At 40.9% G+C, this 18225-nt stretch carries 13 protein-coding genes; 11 read left to right on the forward strand and 2 right to left on the reverse strand.

Features of this window, described 5'->3' with window-relative positions; translation table 11 throughout:
- The first annotated feature begins 18 nt into the window (after window positions 1-18).
- The 4 genes from FAY30_RS01110 to FAY30_RS01125 all read left to right on the forward strand — a co-directional run bounded on the left by FAY30_RS01110 (window position 19) and on the right by FAY30_RS01125 (window position 5833).
- A complete protein-coding gene (locus FAY30_RS01110) occupies window positions 19-1449 on the forward strand; it encodes a PTS mannitol transporter subunit IIBC (protein WP_149868171.1) in 1431 nt (476 codons plus the stop codon).
- A 94-nt stretch (window positions 1450-1543) separates the two neighbouring features.
- Window positions 1544-3667: a BglG family transcription antiterminator gene (locus FAY30_RS01115; protein ID WP_149868172.1), complete on the forward strand. Its 2124-nt coding sequence runs from the start codon at window positions 1544-1546 to the stop codon at window positions 3665-3667.
- A gap of 2 nt (window positions 3668-3669) precedes the next feature.
- On the forward strand, window positions 3670-4110 hold the full coding sequence (locus FAY30_RS01120; RefSeq protein WP_149868173.1) for a PTS mannitol transporter subunit IIA: 441 nt from the start codon (window positions 3670-3672) through the stop codon (window positions 4108-4110).
- Window positions 4111-4252: 142 nt separating this feature from the next.
- Window positions 4253-5833: an amidohydrolase gene (locus FAY30_RS01125; protein ID WP_149868174.1), complete on the forward strand. Its 1581-nt coding sequence runs from the start codon at window positions 4253-4255 to the stop codon at window positions 5831-5833.
- A gap of 72 nt (window positions 5834-5905) precedes the next feature.
- Here FAY30_RS01125 and FAY30_RS01130 read toward each other — a convergent pair whose 3' ends face one another.
- Window positions 5906-7309 carry a sigma-54 interaction domain-containing protein gene (locus FAY30_RS01130; RefSeq protein WP_149868175.1) on the reverse strand — a complete coding sequence of 468 codons (1404 nt, stop codon included), beginning with the start codon at window positions 7307-7309 and terminating at the stop codon, window positions 5906-5908.
- Window positions 7310-7777: 468 nt separating this feature from the next.
- On the opposite strand from FAY30_RS01130, the gene FAY30_RS01135 reads away from it, so the two are divergent.
- From FAY30_RS01135 to FAY30_RS01155, 5 genes are all read left to right on the forward strand, one after another.
- On the forward strand, window positions 7778-9220 hold the full coding sequence (locus FAY30_RS01135; protein WP_149868176.1) for an amino acid permease: 1443 nt from the start codon (window positions 7778-7780) through the stop codon (window positions 9218-9220).
- 169 nt (window positions 9221-9389) lie between these two features.
- The gene (locus FAY30_RS01140) at window positions 9390-10559 is read left to right on the forward strand and encodes a CaiB/BaiF CoA transferase family protein (RefSeq protein WP_149868177.1); all 1170 of its coding nucleotides are present in this window, start codon (window positions 9390-9392) and stop codon (window positions 10557-10559) included.
- Between the two features lie 34 nt (window positions 10560-10593).
- Window positions 10594-11733 (forward strand): acyl-CoA dehydrogenase family protein, encoded by a 1140-nt coding sequence (locus FAY30_RS01145; protein WP_149868178.1) that lies wholly within the window; start codon window positions 10594-10596, stop codon window positions 11731-11733.
- A 98-nt stretch (window positions 11734-11831) separates the two neighbouring features.
- A complete protein-coding gene (gene hutU, locus FAY30_RS01150; RefSeq protein ID WP_149868179.1) occupies window positions 11832-13475 on the forward strand; it encodes a urocanate hydratase in 1644 nt (547 codons plus the stop codon).
- A 42-nt stretch (window positions 13476-13517) separates the two neighbouring features.
- Window positions 13518-15164, forward strand: coding sequence for an AraC family transcriptional regulator (locus FAY30_RS01155; protein ID WP_190284778.1), 1647 nt, complete (start codon window positions 13518-13520; stop codon window positions 15162-15164).
- Between the two features lie 31 nt (window positions 15165-15195).
- Here the strand turns inward: FAY30_RS01155 and FAY30_RS01160 are convergent, their stop codons facing one another.
- Window positions 15196-16077 carry a LysR family transcriptional regulator gene (locus FAY30_RS01160; RefSeq protein WP_149868181.1) on the reverse strand — a complete coding sequence of 294 codons (882 nt, stop codon included), beginning with the start codon at window positions 16075-16077 and terminating at the stop codon, window positions 15196-15198.
- A gap of 262 nt (window positions 16078-16339) precedes the next feature.
- Here FAY30_RS01160 and FAY30_RS01165 point away from each other — a divergent pair, with 262 nt between their 5' ends.
- Together FAY30_RS01165 and FAY30_RS01170 are read left to right on the forward strand one after the other, a co-directional pair.
- Window positions 16340-17329 (forward strand): ABC transporter substrate-binding protein, encoded by a 990-nt coding sequence (locus tag FAY30_RS01165; protein ID WP_149868182.1) that lies wholly within the window; start codon window positions 16340-16342, stop codon window positions 17327-17329.
- A 16-nt stretch (window positions 17330-17345) separates the two neighbouring features.
- Window positions 17346-18218, forward strand: a complete 873-nt coding sequence (locus tag FAY30_RS01170) for an ABC transporter permease (RefSeq protein ID WP_190284779.1) — start codon at window positions 17346-17348, stop codon at window positions 18216-18218.
- Window positions 18219-18225 lie beyond the last annotated feature (7 nt).

The following is an 18225-nucleotide window of genomic DNA, read 5'->3' on the forward strand; positions in this document are numbered from 1 at the left end:
GTTGAAGGGGGAAAAAAGATGATTGAAACAGCAACAACAACAGCAAAAGATAAGCCAGATGTAAAAGTAAAGATACAGAGATTCGGCAGTTATTTAAGCGGGATGGTGATGCCGAATATTGGCGCCTTTATCGCGTGGGGACTGATCACAGCATTATTTATTCCAACTGGCTGGATGCCGAACAAGGATCTGGCAGCACTCGTCGGCCCAATGATTACATTTCTATTGCCATTATTAATCGGTTTTACCGGCGGCCGAATGGTATACGACATTCGCGGCGGGGTCGTTGGTGCCACTGCAACCATGGGTGTGATTGTCGGGACAGATATCCCCATGTTCTTAGGGGCTATGTTAATGGGACCGCTTGGCGGTTATGTCATTAAGAAGTTTGACAAACTTATTGAAGGAAAAGTAAAGTCAGGTTTTGAAATGCTCGTCAATAACTTCTCTGCCGGAATTCTCGGAGGAGCTTTAACCTTAATAGCTTATAAAGGCATTGGCCCAGTTGTAGAAGCATTAAGTAAGGCATTAGCTTCAGGTGTGCAATTTATCGTTGATCATAATATGTTACCGTTAGCAAACATCTTTATTGAACCAGCAAAAGTTCTCTTTTTAAATAATGCAATTAACCATGGTATATTAAGTCCATTAGGGATCGAACAAGCAACAAAAGCTGGTAAATCGATTTTATTCTTATTAGAAACAAACCCTGGACCGGGATTAGGGATCCTGCTTGCTTATTGGTTGTTTGGCAGGGGAACGGCAAAACAAACAGCTCCCGGAGCAGTGATTATCCACTTCCTGGGTGGTATTCATGAAATTTACTTCCCATACATCTTAATGAAACCAATGTTAATCTTCGCAGCGATGGCCGGTGGTGTAAGCGGTGTCTTCACATTTAATATTCTCGATGCAGGTCTTGTCGCGGCACCATCACCAGGCAGTATCTTCGCGCTGCTGGCAATGACGCCAAAAGGCGGTTATTTTGCCACACTGGCTGGTGTTATCGTGGCAACAGCCGTTTCCTTCGGAGTAGCTTCCTTGATTCTAAAAACAAGCAAGGCTGTGGATGAAGATTTAACTTCTGCTGCGGCAAAAATGGAAGAAATGAAAGGTAAGAAGAGCTCCATTTCATCCGTGTTAATAAGCACACAGGATACATTTGTTCCGGAAGTTGTAAACAAAATTGTGTTTGCCTGTGATGCTGGAATGGGTTCAAGTGCAATGGGTGCATCAATTTTAAGAAATAAAGTACAGAAAGCGGGCCTGGATGTCAAGGTGATTAACACAGCGATTAACAATTTACCGGCGGATGCTGATGTGGTCGTAACACATAAAGATTTAACAGACCGTGCGAAAGAAAAGCTTCCGAATGCCACTCATGTTTCAGTAGAAAACTTTTTAAATAGTCCTAAGTATGATGAATTAGTAAATAATTTAAAGGGATAGTCTCATGAAAAGCCTAGACACTATATGCTAGGCTTTTGCTTGGTAAAACATGTCAACAATGGAGGCGGACGGTCAACTTTAAGGAGTGAGAAATATGTATATTTCCGCAAGAGAGAGGCAAATCCTTGAAATATTATTAAAGAATACGGATGAAATGACCGTGAAAGACCTTTCAAATCAAATGGGTGTAAGCGGGAGAACGATTCACCGCGATTTAAAAAATGTAGCAGATATTCTAGGGGAATATGACCTGATATTACACAAAAAGTCAGGTGTTGGGGTCCAAATTACCGGCGATGATCATAGACTCCGGGAGCTGGAACAGTATTTGTTTAATCTCTCTCATACGGAATACACTCCTGAAGAACGGCAAACGATTATTTTATGTGAGCTACTGGAAAACAATGAACCTGTAAAGATTATCGGTCTTGCCAACGATTTAAATGTCACGATTGCTACGGTAAGTGCTGATTTAACGAAATTGGAAGAGAGATTAACTAGCTTTAATTTAGCACTCATTCGAAGAAGAGGCTACGGTGTTGAAATCGAAGGGGATGAAGGTGCAAAAAGAAGGGCGATTAGCAATTTAATCTCTGAATATATTGATGAAGCTGAAATTCTCTCATTAACACGAGAAAACATTCAAAAACGGTCAACGGAGCAAATTCATACTATTTCCAAAAAACTAATGGGACTTGTTGAACAGAAAAAACTCGCGATTGTTGAAAAAATAGTTAATTCAATTGTCCAAGATTTACCGTTTTCAATGGCAGATAGTGCCTATATTGCCCTAGTCGTTCATGTGGCGCTTGCCGTGGAACGGATACAAAAGGGTGAAGGAATCACCATTAATCCGGCTTACTTGGAAAATCAAAAAGTAACGAAGGAATATCAATTTGCAGAAAAGATTGTCGCTCAATTGGAACTGATTTTTTCTATTAACATACCAGAGGCTGAGGTTGCCTACATTACCATGCACCTAAAGGGTGCAAAGCTGAGACATAATAATGAATTTATTAATGAAGAAACGAGTTTAGCAGTTGCTGTGAATACAAAGAAGCTCATTGAAGATGTTAGTGAATTAGCAGGGATTGATTTATCGGAAAATCGCTCTTTATTTGAAGGGCTTGTTACGCATTTAAAGCCAGCCATGTATCGAATGAAACAAAAAATGGGAATTAGCAACCCGTTATTAGATAAGATAAAACGGGACTATGCAGATTTATTTGCCATTGTTAAACAGGCAACTGCGAAGGTTTTTCCTCATTTTACTGTTCCAGATGAGGAAACGGGGTATCTCGTTCTGCATTTTGGTGCGGCAATGATGGGCAGGCGAGAGCTTGTTAACTTTAGAACGCTAGTGGTCTGTTCAAGCGGAATCGGCACATCTAAGATGCTGGCAACAAGATTGCAAAAGGAATTTCCTGAGCTGAGGCACATTCAACATGTATCGGTCATGGAATTTAAAAAGATGAACATAGATGAATATCAATTAGTGCTTTCTACCATCCCGATTGCTGACTACGAAGCAGATTATATTATGGTTAATCCCTTTTTAAATAAAGAAGAGATTGAGAAGATTCGTTCCTTTATCAATAAATATAAAATCGTGAACAGTTCGGAAAAAAAACTTCCTCTATCAATTCATACGAATGTGAGCAAAAAGGATCCGTCAGAATTAATGGAGGAAATGAATCATATCCGCGACTATGCCGGAACGATAGCCACTATTCTTAAGGGGTTCGTTTTAAATCCAATTTGCGGGTATAACTCAATAAAGGAAATCATAACCGAAGCATGTCTAATGCTCTATCAAGGGAAAAAAATAGAGGATGTTGAAGCGGTTGTTCAGAATATCCTCGATAGGGAAAGGCTTGGGGGAGTGGGGATTCCTGAGACAGGAATGGCATTATACCATACCCGATCAACACATGTGATGGTGCCAAGCTTCAGTATGGCTGTCCTCCAAACACCACTAAAGGTAATAGGGATGGACGATCAGGAAATGAAAATGAACTACTTGCTATTACTGCTGTCACCGAGAAATATTTCGGAACAATCATTAGAAGTATTGAGTTTTGTCAGCTCACTATTAATTGAAAGTGAAGAAAATATAGCTGTTTTTCAATCGGGAGACTATATAAAAATAGTTGGATTGCTTTCTGCCAGATTAGATCAATTTTTTACCGAGAAATTAAAAGAATTAAGGAGTGTGTAATGATGGAGAAATCGATTTTAGCAAAAGAAAATATTCTATTAAATGCTATTGTTCGATCGAAGGAGGAAGCGATTCGCTTAACGGGAAGCATCCTCGTGGATAAAGGTTATGTTGAAGCAGCCTATATCGAAAAAATGCTTGAAAGAGAACAATTAACTTCAACTTTCATGGGGAACTTTTTAGCGATTCCCCATGGTACGGAGGATTCAAAGTCATTTGTGAAGGAATCGGGAATTTCCTTTGTTCAAGTACCACAAGGGGTGGACTTTGGTGCTGGAAATATCGTCAAGCTGTTAATTGGCATTGCCGGTAAAGATAACGAGCATTTAGACATTCTTTCGAATATCGCGATTGTCTGCTCAGAAGAGGAAAATATTGAAAGACTGGTTTCTGCAAAGTCAGCGGCTGAAATATTAGCCATCTTTGAAGAGGTGAACCTATAATGATGATTTTGATAAGTGCGCCCGAGTATAACTCAGGGCGTTTTTTGTATTCATCTTTTGGGTAGAAGACGATAGAATGGAAATAGAGTAGAGAAGATATCAGGTATAGTAAAAAGGTTTATCTGAACGAGGAGGCGTTTTTATGAAAAAACTTTGGTATGGCGGCACGATTTACACAATGGGGCAAGAGGGGGAAACGGTCGAAGCTGTTCTTGTTGAGGATGACCGTATTCTTGCAACGGGTTCATTTGCTGAACTTTGCGGACAAGCAGATGAACGAATCGATCTGCAAGGGGCCGTGATGTATCCGGGTTTCGTGGATAGCCATCTGCATATGATTTCCTTAGGTGAAAAGTTAGTTCGGCTGGATTTATCAAAAGCGGGTTCTGCTGAAGAAATGCTAGAAATGGTCAAAGCAGCCGCGAAAACAGTCCCTGCTGATCAATGGCTGTTTGGTGAAGGCTGGAATGAAAATAACATGGCGGATCTACGCATTCCCACGATCGAGGAGCTTGACGCGATTCGCAAAGAGCCGATTTTCTTAACAAGAGTTTGCCGTCATGTTGTTCTTGGAAATTCTGCCGCACTTGCAGCTGGAGGTATTACGGAGGAAAGTGAGTCTCCAGCGGGCGGGGAAATTGGACGGAATGCTGAAGGAAAACTAAATGGTCTTTTATATGAAAAAGCAAGTGAATTGGTTACGGAAGTGATTTCAAGAGACGGGGAAGCCTATATTGACACATTAACAGAGGAGCTTAACCTGGCTGTTGATACAATGCTATCCTATGGATTAACCGGTGGTCATACAGAGGAAATGTACTATTTTGGAGAATTTATTAACCCACTCACAGCCTATCGAAGGGTGATTGGTGAAAAGCATCATTTTCGAGTCAACTTGCTGCGCCATAATGCAGTTTTTGAAAAAATGATGGAGGCGAAGGTGGAATTTGACGAACCTTTTATTGAACCAGGAGCCATGAAAATTTTTACGGATGGGTCATTAGGCGGCTCAACGGCAGCGTTATCGGAGCCATATAAAGATCAGCCGGATCAGAAAGGGCTGCTAATTCAAACAGATGAACAATTAGAAGAACTAGTGAAGCTTGCACGACAATATGATGAAGCCGTTGCTGTACATATGATTGGAGATGCAGGAGCAGAACAAATTCTGAATGTCATAGAAAAGTTTCCAGCGCCAAAAGGCAAACGAGACCGCCTAATCCATGGCTGCGTGCTACGTGAAGATTTAGTGGAGAGAATGGCTAAGTTACCGGTTGTCGTGGATGTGCAGCCAGCATTTGTCCCATCAGATTTCCCATGGGTAATCAATCGACTTGGTGAAGAGCGGCTAGCCTTGGCGTATCCTTGGAAAACCCTTTTAGACCGCGGAATTATGTGCGCGGGGGGGACGGATGCACCGATAGAGGATATAAACCCGATGGCCTCTATTTATGCTGCCGTTGAACGGAAAAAACCGTTTGCGGAACATGATGGGTATTTACCGGAACAAAAGCTATCACGTTTTGAAGCCGTTCAAATGTATACCATTGGCAGTGCCCAGGCTATCAGCAAGGAGCATGAACGGGGACTTATTAAACCGGGCTATGTTGCTGACTTTTCAATCTTTGATCGCGATTTGTTTGCTGGAACATCAGAAGATATGCTGACTGCAGAAGCTGTGAAAACAGTCGTTGCAGGACGAATAGTTTTTAAGCGTGCATGAGACAAAGGAAAAACAAGGGGTCAGTCCTACGCTGTATCAAGCGGCGAAGGACTGACCCTTTTTTCCATTTCTTCACTCTTGCTTCCATTTCTTCATTCGATACTGTAGACTTTGGCGGCTTAATCCGAGTGATTTAGCCGCTCTTGAGATATTAGAATCATGTTTTTCTAAAACATGTTCAATATACGTTTTTTCAAAAAGCTCCATTTGATCTTTTAGCGGTATAGTGACATCTGAATTTCCTTTAATGAAGGTATCAACAGTGGAAAGAGGCATCATTCTCTCTCTCAGCTGAATTTTGCTCCGATATTGGTAGGGTAAATGAGGATACATAATATACTCTTCATCCATCATAATGTTCATAGCTGCCTCAATAATATGTTCAAGTTCACGGACATTCCCATGCCAATCATACTCAAGGAAAGATGATTTGACCTCTCCTGACAAGCCTTTTACATTCATCTGAAATCGTTCATTGTATTTTTCAATAAAATGCTCCACTAATAACGGAATATCTTCTTTGCGCTCTTTAAGCGGCGGGACAAAGAGGGTCACGACTCCCAGCCGATAGTACAAATCTTTCCGCATCCGCTGATTGGCAATGGCGTCAATGGGATCCTCATTCATATTGGCAATGACCCTAACGTCAACAGGCGTATCCTTCGTATCACCAATTCGTCTGATTGTTTTTTCCTGAAGGACGTGTAGCAATTTGGCCTGAAGATTAAGGTTTAATGAGTTAATCTCATCCAGCAGCAGTGTGCCGCCGTTTGCCTGTTCAAATAATCCAGGGGTATCAATTGCCCCAGTGAAAGCACCACGCTTTGTACCGAAGAGAAGACTTTCAATTAAATTATCTGGTAAAGCCGCACAATTCTGCGAAATAAATGGCCCGGATAAACGCCCGCTCCCGTTGTGAATGCTTTGGGCAAACAGCTCTTTCCCAGTACCAGTATCGCCAATAATCAAAACATACGAAGAGGTTCGGGTTGCCCGTTTAGCGGCTTCAATTACTTCCTGAATGGCAGGACTTGTGCCAATGATATTATCAAACGTATATCTAGTGGATCCTTTGGTCAGATTGCTTTTCATAAGCCGTTCAAGCTTAGTTACATCTTTGGCAATTTCAACAGCACCCTGGAGTTTCTCATTAGTATAAATAGGAATCGTATTGTTTATCGTTGTAATTTCATGACCCTTATTATTAAAATAGGTCTGCTTTACGTTACTCGTTTCTTTGCCTTCATGCAGCGCTTTAACAAGCGTGCTGGATTGGTCGTCTTTAAACATAAACACATCTAATAAGTTTTTATCAATAACATCATGGAGGTCCATAGACTCCATTTGCATCATTTTTTTATTATAAATAATGGTTTTGCCGGTTTCGTCTACCGCATGAACACCAACGTCCACTTCGTCCAAAATCCGTTTATACATACGAGTTAAATAGTACAAATCATTCTGTGATTTTTTCATCGTTTCTACCCCTTGTTCCATCCCTTATATCCCTATTTAATCAAAAATGGGGTCATAACGCAAAAAAATTTTGCATTATTTTACTGGGGAAAATCAGTTTGTGCAAAACTTATTGGCTATACACTGACAATTAAAAATCAAATAAAAAACTATTCCTAATAAAATGGTAACAGTCTTTTTGCATCTCTAGTGCAAAATTATTGTAAAATAGTGCAAAGGAATTTAGCATCTATGGCAAAATAATATTCTAAAACAAAGGTTTCATTGTTGGTATAGAAATTGCATATATAAATAGATTAAAATAGTGATAATATTAGAAAGATTTGGTCGTTGATAATGTCCCACAAATGAACTAATCTTTTGTATGCAAGAATCCGAATAGCTTCTTGTGCAAAATTTGCTATTTTAAAACAGTGAATTATAAGGATCTGAAAGCGCATTCTTTAAAAAGGGAAGGGAGAAGGATTAATGAATTTACAGGAGAACAATACCACTCATGAACTAAAAAGAACCATGAAGACACGGCATTTGTTTATGATCTCTCTAGGAGGGGTAATTGGATCAGGGCTTTTCTTAGGTTCAGGCTATACGATTAGCCAAGCGGGTCCTGCAGGTGCAATTCTTTCCTATGTTGTTGGCGGGTTCATCATGTTTTTAACAATGCTTTGTTTAGGTGAATTGTCCGTAGCGATGCCGGTTTCCGGTTCTTTTCAAACGTATACAACGAAGTTTATTGGTCCAGGAACAGGCTTTGCACTCGGTTGGCTTTATTGGCTAGGCTGGTCGGTAACGGTTGCATTGGAGCTATTGTCTGCAGGGCAGCTTATGCAGCGGTGGTTTCCTGATTCACCTGTGTGGATCTGGTGTGCTATTTTTGCAGTGGTATTATTTTCACTCAATGCGCTTTCAGCTCGTGCCTTTGGGGAAACAGAATTTTGGTTTTCAAGCATTAAAATTTTTGCCATTCTTGCTTTTATCGTCCTTGGCGGGGCGGCAATGTTCGGCTTCATTGACTTGAAAGGCGGACAGCCGGCACCATTTCTATCAAATTTTACAGCACATGGCTTCCTGCCACACGGGTTTACTGCTTTAATTATTACCATGATTGCGGTTAACTTTTCTTTCCAAGGCACAGAATTAATTGGGATTGCTGCCGGTGAAAGTGAAGAACCGGAGAAGACCATCCCAAAATCAATCAAGCAAACGGTATGGCGCACGTTATTTTTCTTTGTGTTAGCTATTTTTGTTCTCGCAAGCTTAATCCCTATGGAACAAGCAGGTGTTGTGGAAAGTCCCTTTGTCGTCGTTTTTGATAGTATTGGTATTCCTTATGCAGCGGACATTATGAACTTTGTTATTCTGACTGCTTTACTATCTGTTGCGAACTCCGGACTGTATGCGGCAACACGGATGTTATATGCGATGTCAAAAGAGAAGATGACGAGTCCTAAACTTACAAAAGTCAATAAACAAGGAGTTCCGTTTAACGCACTAATGTTAACAATCGGGATTGCCTTATTATCATTATTGTCAGGGTTCTTTGCAGAAGAAACCGTCTTTGTTTGGCTGCTTTCCATTGCAGGACTAGGTGCCCAAGTAGGATGGATTTCTATCACTGCATCACAAATTGCCTTCCGGAGAAAGTTCCTTCGCGAAGGCGGCAGAGTGGAGGATCTTAAATTTAGAACACCGCTTTACCCTCTGCTTCCAATCATTGCATTAACCTTGAATTGTATTGTATTGGCCAGTTTAGCGTTTGACTCCGAGCAGCGTTTGGCTCTATATTTAGGAGTCCCATTTGTCATAGCTTGTTACTTAATCTATCATTTCAAAATTAAAAAGAATCGTGAGCATGACGGCACGGGTGAACAAGAATTACAACTGCAAGAAAATAAAAAAATGGTCATCTAGGAAGCAAGGGTTTTTTCCCTTGCTTCTTCTTTTTATATAGTTTTGCAAGTGCACTTTTTTCAGAAGATTCGTATAAAAGTGCACAAAAAAGTAATAAATTCCTCTTGTTACCAAAGGCCATCCGTATGAAAATTACTAGTAACATACTGGAAGTGAAAGGGGAATCACAATGGAACACCCACAGCCACAACCGCTTGAAAAAATAAAAGTCCTTGATTTTACACGTGTATTAGCCGGACCATATTGCACGATGCTGTTAGCAGATATGGGAGCTGAAGTGATAAAAATAGAAAAGCCTGGTACAGGTGATGACACAAGAGGGTTCGGTCCATTTCAAAATAATGAAAGCGGATACTTTGTGTTTTTAAACAGGGGGAAGAAAAGTGTAGCACTTGATTTAAAAAAGCCTGAATCCACCGAGCTTATAATGGAATTAGTGAAGGAAGCAGATGTTGTGATCGAAAACTTCCGTCCAGGTGTCATGAAAAAGCTTGGTTTGGATTATGAAACATTAAAACAAATAAATTCCGGGATTGTTTACGCCTCTATCTCCGGCTTTGGACAGTATGGCCCGTATAGCGGGAGACCTGCCTATGATCTCGTTGCGCAAGCGATGGGCGGATTGGCAAGTATAACGGGGCACCCGAATCAGCCGCCGACACGCGCCGGGGCATCGCTCGGTGATATGAGTGCAGCCTTGTATGCGGCATATGGGATAATGGTCGCTTTATTTCATCGAGAACGAACAGGTGAAGGTCAATATATTGATGTAGCTATGGTTGATTCCATCTTCTCGCTATTAGAAAGTAATGTCATGCGGTATACAGTGGATCAAATTGTTCCTGAGAGAATTGGGAGCCGCCATCCGATTAGTTCGCCATTTGATATTTATAAAGCGCAAAATGGTTATGTCGTCATTGCGGTGGCAAATGATTCGCTTTTTAAACGATTATGTTTAATCATGGATCAGCCAGAACTCGAACAGGATGAGCGATTCTGCAGGGATGCATTAAGAACTGAACATGTGGATGAGCTTAAACCAATCATTGAAGAGTGGCTTCAGGCTTACACGGTCGAGGAAGCGGTAGAACTTATTAACAATGGCGGTGTTCCAAGCTCACCTATATTAAATATTCAAGAGATCTGTGAAGATGAACATATAGCCATTCGGGAAATGCTCGTCGAATTAGAGCATCCTGTTGCAGGGAAAATGAAAATAGTGGGGAATCCGGTAAAGTTCTCAAAAACGCCTGCAGTGATTCAAAGACCAAGCCCTTCTTTAGGTGAGCATACGGATGAAATTCTTGCGAAATATCAAAAGTCCGATCTGAAAAAATAATCGATGAATAGAAGAATAATAGGGGGAATGTAACGTGAATTTCGAATTAACGGAAGAACAGCAAAGTATTCGTAAAATGGTGCGGGATTTTAGCAGGGAGGTTCTGCAGCCTAAGGCAGCGGAATTGGATCAAGAAAATCGCTTTCCAACTGAGCATATCCCCAAGTTGGCCAAACTAGGATTAATGGGAATCGCCTATCCTGAAAAAGATGGCGGAGTTGGCGCTGATTCGATTGCGGAGGCGATCGCTGTTGAGGAGATTACGTATGCCTGCGCTGCCACAGGCTCCATCCTTACTGCCCATTATTTGGGAATTGATGGTCTTTATCTTGCTGCAAACGAGGAGCAACGGAAAAAATACTTAGTGCCGGGCTGTACCGGAGAGAAGTTATTTGCCTTTTGTCTGACTGAGCCAAATGGCGGGACCGATGTTTCCTCGATGAAGACGAATGCCAGGCTTGCAGGTGATGAATATGTCCTGAACGGCTCAAAGATTTTCATCACGAACGGAGCTTATGCGGATACATTGGTTGTATATGCAAAAACTGACACAGAAAAAGGCGCAAAAGGAATCAGTGCCTTCATCGTCGAAAAAGGGACTCCGGGATTATCATATGGGGCTGGGGACGATAAAATGGGGATTCGCGGTGCCCGTACACATGAAATCATCTTTGAGAACTGCCGTATACCAAAGGAGAATCTTGTTGGGAAAGAAGGGGATGGTTTTAAAATCGCGATGACAGTGGTAGACCGGGGGCGTATTGGGATTGCCTCCATGGCGATAGGTCTTTCCAAGGCCGCCCTTGATGCAGCTGTTTCTTATTCAAAAGAGCGCGTTGCCTTTAACCAATCGATTTCGCAGTTCCAAGGACTTCAATGGATGTTTGCTGAAATGGCTGCAGAACTTGAAATCGGCCGCTTGTATACGTACTATGCGGCTAGTCTTAAGGATAAAAAAGGGTACAGATTGTCGAAAGAAGCTTCCATTGCAAAGCTATTTACATCCGAAGCATCTAATCGCATCATTCATAAAGCCGTGCAAATTCATGGCGGTTACGGATTTATGAAGGAATATCCAGTGGAGCGTTTCTATCGGGATCAACGAATTTTGGAAATTTTTGAAGGAACTTCTCAAGTGCAAAAAATGGTCATTGCTAACTATGTCCTAAAATAATTTTATAAATGAAGGAAATCGTCAGGTCTATCGTGAATTAAACCAAGGACATCATTCTAAATATTCTATTTTTTCGTGAAACAAGGGAGAGCGAATCTATGTTTCAAACAATCCAATCACCAATAGGCAAGGAAATTTCCTGCAAAAATTGGGAAACAGAAGCATTATTGCGGCTATTCCTTAATAGCCTTGATCCCCGTGTGGCTGAAAACAGTGATGAATTGATTGTTTACGGCGGCAGGGGAAAAGCCGCCAGAAACAGGCAGGCGATGGAAGCGATCATCCGTGAGTTAAAACAGTTGGATGAAAACCATACATTATTGATTCAATCCGGAAAGCCAGTTGCGACTTTCCGGACTTTTCCGTTTTCCCCACGGGTCATCTCTTCTACTGCAATGGTTGTACCAAATTGGGCAAATGACGAATACTTCACCATGCTGGAAAAAAAGGGCTTAACGATGTATGGACAAGCGACAGCTGCGTCCTGGGCATACATTGGTGTCCAAGGTGTACTGCAAGCAACATTTGAAACGATGAGTGAAATCGCAAACCGGTATTACAATGGATCTTTAAAAGGGAAACTGGTTTTGACCTCCGGGCTTGGAGGAATGGGTTCCGCCCAGCCCTTATCCGTAACCATGAATGGCGGAGTCTGTATCGTCGTAGAAGTTGATGAAGGAAAGATAAATAAGCGGCTGGTTAATAATTATTGCGATGTGAAAGTTCATTCACTTGATGAGGCTTTAAAGTTAGCGAAGGAAGCAATAGGGGCGGAAAGGGCACTTGCCATTGCATTGCATGGCAATGCAGCAGATATATTCTGCGAGATGGTCAATAAGGGTGTGACACCGGATATCGTGACCGATCAGACAGCTGTTCATGATTTATTAAATGGCTATATTCCTAGTGGATTAACCTTAGAGCAAGCGTTCTTCCTAAGGGGGAAAAGGCCGGAAAAATATCTGAAAATGGCGGAAGAAACCCTTGTTGCCCATGTGGAAGCCATGTGCAAGCTACAGGACAGAGGGGCAATCGTTTTTGACTATGGAAATAATATTCGGGGTCAAGCATATAAAGCAGGGTACGATCATGCCTTTTCATTCCCTGGCTTTATTTCTGAATATTTACGTCCCCTCTACTGTGAAGGGAGAGGACCATGCCGCTGGATTGCTCTCTCCGGAAACCCAGGGGATATATACAAATTGGATGAAGCGATTTTATCGACCTTTCGAAGCGACGAAAGGGTTTGCCGCTGGATTAAATTTGTTCAAGAAAGAATCTATTTCTATGGATTGCCGGCACGTACTTGCTGGTTGGATTACAATGAACGGAGTCAGATTGGTGAATTAATCAATGATATGGTAGCAAAAGGTGAGCTATCGGCCCCTATTGCAATTACTCGGGATCATTCAGAAGGCAGTACCATGGCTGCTCCAACCAGAGAAACAGAAGGAATGCCGGATGGGAGCGATGCCGTTGCAGATTGGCCGATTCTAAATGGATTGTTAAATGCTGTTTCCGGGGCAACGATGGTCAGCATTCAACATGGCGGCGGGGTAGGGATTGGGAACTCCATTCATTCCGGTATGACGGCAGTAGCGGATGGAAGCTTAGCTTCGTTAAAGAAATTAAAGAATTTACTCACTATTGATCCCGGTTTAAATATCATAAGACACGCAGATGCCGGCTACATAAAAGCCAACAACAGAGCGCGGGAGCTGGGCTTAAAAAGGCCTTTATAGCACTATATGCTGTTTCATTTAGCAAAGAAAGGTTGTGTTGAATTGAAGTCCAAGGTTTTAATCGTATCTGAAGATGAGTCTCTTTTAAAGAAAATGGAGCATGTAAATGAACTGCTTCATTCTCCCTTTTCTATTAAAAAGGTAAATTCGTTCCTTGATAAGGATATAGAATACGATCCAGCCGAACCGGCTCTTGCAATCTTTTTTGATTTAGATAATAAAACGGCCAAAGAACAAAATGCCCTATTAGAAGGGATGGAGTACCAAAAATACCCCCATGTAATCGTGATGAACGTCCATTTTAGTCATGACGAAATCAGAGGCTTTTTTAAAAATGGTATATTTGACTGTCTAAAAAAACCAATAAATGAAGAGGATATTTACAAGCTTTTCCTGGAATTGATCAAAGGAGGATCGCAGTCTCCAATTTCGACGCCTGCTAACCAAGAGATGGAGCACGTCAAAGACGATGTAAAGAGGAGTTTAGCGTATGATTTAATCTTTGGAAATGTTAAACATTCCAAGAAAATATGGGACCGGAGTCAACTTGCAGGATTATCTACCATACCTAATACATGTATGACCATCTGTATAGATAACTATCACCGATTAATGGAAAATAAGAGTGAGTCATGGGGGCAAACGATTAGAAAGGATATTATAAAGTGTGTCGATAAATATTTTGACCACAACCAAGTGGAGGATATGATCGTCATCATTAATGGGCCAGAAAAGGTAAATGTTCTCTTATCATTACCCGTGCTAAATAAAATAAAAGAGTTTAAGAAATTATCGACCATCCATGCTGAAAAAATAAAGATAGATATTAAGGAAGGTACAGGATATTCGGTAACCATTGGTGTTGGGAACTATTATGAGGATGCTAGAAATCTCCATTTATCCTATCAAGAATCATTGCAGGCGCTTGCTAATAAATTTTTTACGGGGAGCAATGCCGTCATTCACTATGGAGATGTAGAGCCTTTTACGAATGAAATCGATCTTTTACAGATGAAAGAAATCGCTGTTATGGCAAATCAGTTAACGATAGGGGATTTCGACGGAGTAAAGAAAAGTTTAAACAGTGTCATAAGAATTATATCCTCCCAAAGAAATATAAATCCCAACTTATTCAAATTGCAAACCTTAGATCTACTTTCTACACTTGCACATGCCGCCATCAATGGGGGGGCACACCTGAAAGAAGTCCTGACGACCCAATTACAATATGCCAAAGAACTGCTTCTCCTGGAAAACCTGGAGCAGATTTGCCAATGGTTTTATGAAGTGGTCAATCAACTTTTAGAACATATCGTAAGCAATCATAATGAAAGTATGCTAAAGTCGGTCCAAAAGGCATTAATGTATATTAATCATCATTTCACAGAAGAAATCTCCCTGGAAAGCGTAGCAAAGCAAGCGCACTTAAGTCCGAATTACTTTAGCAATATTTTCAAAAAGACAACGGGCTCCTCCTTTATTGAATATCTTACTCATTTGCGGATCGATAAAGCGAAATCGATGCTGATGGATTTAAACTGCACCATTTATCAAATTTCTGAAGACGTCGGCTATAGTAATTCACGCTATTTCAGCAGGGTGTTTAAAGCATATATGGGTATGACCCCAAGTGAGTTTAGGAATTCCATGTTAGTAACAAATATTTCAAGCAGGGGATCAACAAGCTAAGAGGCACATGAGCCATTCATGTGCCTCTTATTTATATATCTAAGGTTTCGATGAACCGGCTGGCAGTCTTTGAAAGCGGCCGATCCTTTAACCAAATTACGGAGGATTCAGTGTAGAATGGGTAATCTGAGATCTCCATCACTCTTATGAATTTAGTTGGAATATAGGTTATTAGACTCTTTGGCAGGATCGTGGCTCCAATTCCCGCAAAAACAAGCATGAGAAGTGTAGCGGCATCAGGGCATTCACAAACAATATTTAAATCGATGCCAATTCGGCTGCATTCATCAATTACCATTTGATGATAGCTTCTCTCTTCTTTACCATTATGTAAAAGTAAAAGGGGCATTTCCTTTAATTCACTTAAGTGAATGTTTGTCTTTGAATCAGGCAGCTCCCATATTGGAGGCATGACGAGAACCAATGGTTCCTTTGGTAAACGAATAATTGAAAAAATATCTCTTTTGAAGGGAGAACGTAATATAGCGAGTTCAATCGTTCTATTTTCCAATTGTTCAATTAATTTCGAAGGGCTTTCCTCCCAAATCTTAAAAATAACTTGCGGATACCTTTCCCTGAATTGATATATTTTTTTAGAGAGAAATGGCAAACAAGAAATGTTTGTCCCAATAGTTAACAAACCCCGTAAGCCCTCTCCGGTGTCCTTTACCTCTGTGATCGTTTCTTCCAGTTGATTCAGAATGCTCTCAGCTCTTCTATATAACGATTTTCCCGCCTCAGTCAGGTTCATATTTCGGCCGTTTCTTTCGAACAAGGTAACACCCAGCTCTTGTTCTAATAATTTTAGTTGCCTGCTCAGGGGGGGCTGTGCCATATGGAGTCGCTGGGCTGCACGAGTAAGCTGACTTTCTTCAGCGATGACGACAAAGTAGCGAAGTTGCCTGATATCCATTTATGAAAGCCTCCTTCTATACTTTTATTATATATATTTATAACAATTTAAATAGTTTTTTTCTATTATTTAGAATGTTATTATTATATAAGTTGGAATTATTTAAAAATACAAAATATTCATTCAGCATTTAAGAAAGAGAGGTTGATAGAGAAAAGGTCAATCTTAAGTGAAAAATGTAAATGTAAGGGCAATTTCACTGTATGAATGGGTCGAGAAATCCATTACGGCTGAAAAATAAATAATAGGGGGATGGTAGTGAATGAAAAAACTTTGGATAATCGTTTTGCTTATTGTTATGGTAGTAGCGACTGGATGTTCAAATAACACATCGGGAAAAGAAGAGAGTAAATCCGGTGAGAAGTTATCTATAGCCGTCTCCACATGGGTAGGGTATGCCCCACTTTATATTGCTAAAGAAAAGGGGATTTTCAAAAAGAATGGTATCAATGTTGAATTGGTAAAGATGGAAAGCGTCTCTGACAGAAGAAGCTCAATGGCCGCAAATCGTATTCAAGGTTTTGCTACCACTGTAGATTCCCATGTTGTTACCGCAGCAAGTGACCTCCCAGTCGTACAGGTAGTAGCACTGGACGATTCTTATGGCGGGGATGGAATTGTAGCAAACAAACAGATTAAAAGTTTGAAAGATCTTGTTGGAAAAACGGTAGCTGTACAAACGGACGGAGGAGCAAGCTTCTTTTGGTTCCTTTATCAATTAAATCAAGAGGGAATCAACTTTAAGGATATTAAGGCGCAAAACATGACAGCTGGTGATGCGGGGGCAGCATTCGTAGCAAATAAGGTAGATGCCGCTGTTACATGGGAACCGTGGCTAAGTAAAGCAAAGGAGACTACTTTTGGAAGCGTTCTCACATCAAGTGACCAAACTCCAGGCGTTATTGCTGATACTATTGGGCTGAGAAAGGACTTTGTTGAGAAAAATCCAAAAGTGGTAAAGGCGTTAGTGAAATCCTGGTACGAAGCATTAGACTACATTCAAACGGATAAGGAAGATGCAATCGGGATCATGGCAAAGGCGATGGGGCAATCGAATGAAGAGCTTGAGGAATCATTAAATGGTGTTCGTTTCTATGACCAGGAAAAAAATAAAGAATATTTCGGTACGAAAGAAAATCCAGGGAAATTGAAAGAGCTTACAAATTTAAGTTCTAAATTATGGGTGGAGCTAAAGTTAATCGATAAAGAGCCAAATATCGATGAACTTATTGATTATTCATTTGTTCAATAAAGAGGGGGGAGATTCTATGGAAAAGGTGGCTAAAAATGAGGAGCTAGGTAATCAGGTGCCTATACTGCCCTTTCAAAACGAACGAAAGGGAACACCTAGAAGAAGAAAGTGGCTTCAGCCGCAGGAAAGCATACCACATACATTATATATTTGGGTCAGCATATCAAGTATCGTCATCTTATTTGTCATCTGGTCCTTGTTAACGTATACCGGCATAGTAGATCCACTTTTTCTGCCGACTCCAACCCAGATTATCCAATCTGGCATTACGCTATTTACTGAATTTGGGTTTATCAATGATATCGGGATTACAATCTATCGTGTGCTTGCCGGCTTTTTAATTGCGGTGATTATTGGGCTTCCGCTTGGCATATTAATGGGAACATTTAAAGTGGTTGAGGCCTTTTTTGAACCTGTCATTTCATCTGTACGGTACATGCCGGCATCTGCGTTTATCCCGCTTTTCATCTTGTGGATTGGTGTAGGCGAGATGGAGAAAATTACAATCATATTTGTTGGAACGTTCTTTTCGCTTGTTCTTATGACGGCGGTTGAAGTGTCAAATGTTCGCAGAGAGCTCTTAGAAGCGGCCTATACACTTGGGACTTCTACCTTTGGAGTATTGCGTTCTGTCATTCTTCCGGCAGCTATTCCCGGTATTATGGAAACAATCAGGCTAATCCTTGGCTGGGCATGGTCATATATTATTGTCGCAGAACTTGTCGCTTCAGCATCAGGGATCGGAAGCCTAATTCTGGAATCCCAGCGAATGTTGAAAACGGGTAATATCATTTTTGGAATCTTGACAATTGGAGCGTTAGGTTTGCTCTCAGATTTAATCTTAAAAGTGTCAATTCGAAAACTGTTCCCATGGAATTATGGAAGGTGAGGATAGG

Origin of the sequence: Bacillus sp. S3 (genome assembly GCF_005154805.1) — a bacterium.
In the GTDB taxonomy this organism is placed as follows: domain Bacteria; phylum Bacillota; class Bacilli; order Bacillales; family Cytobacillaceae; genus Neobacillus.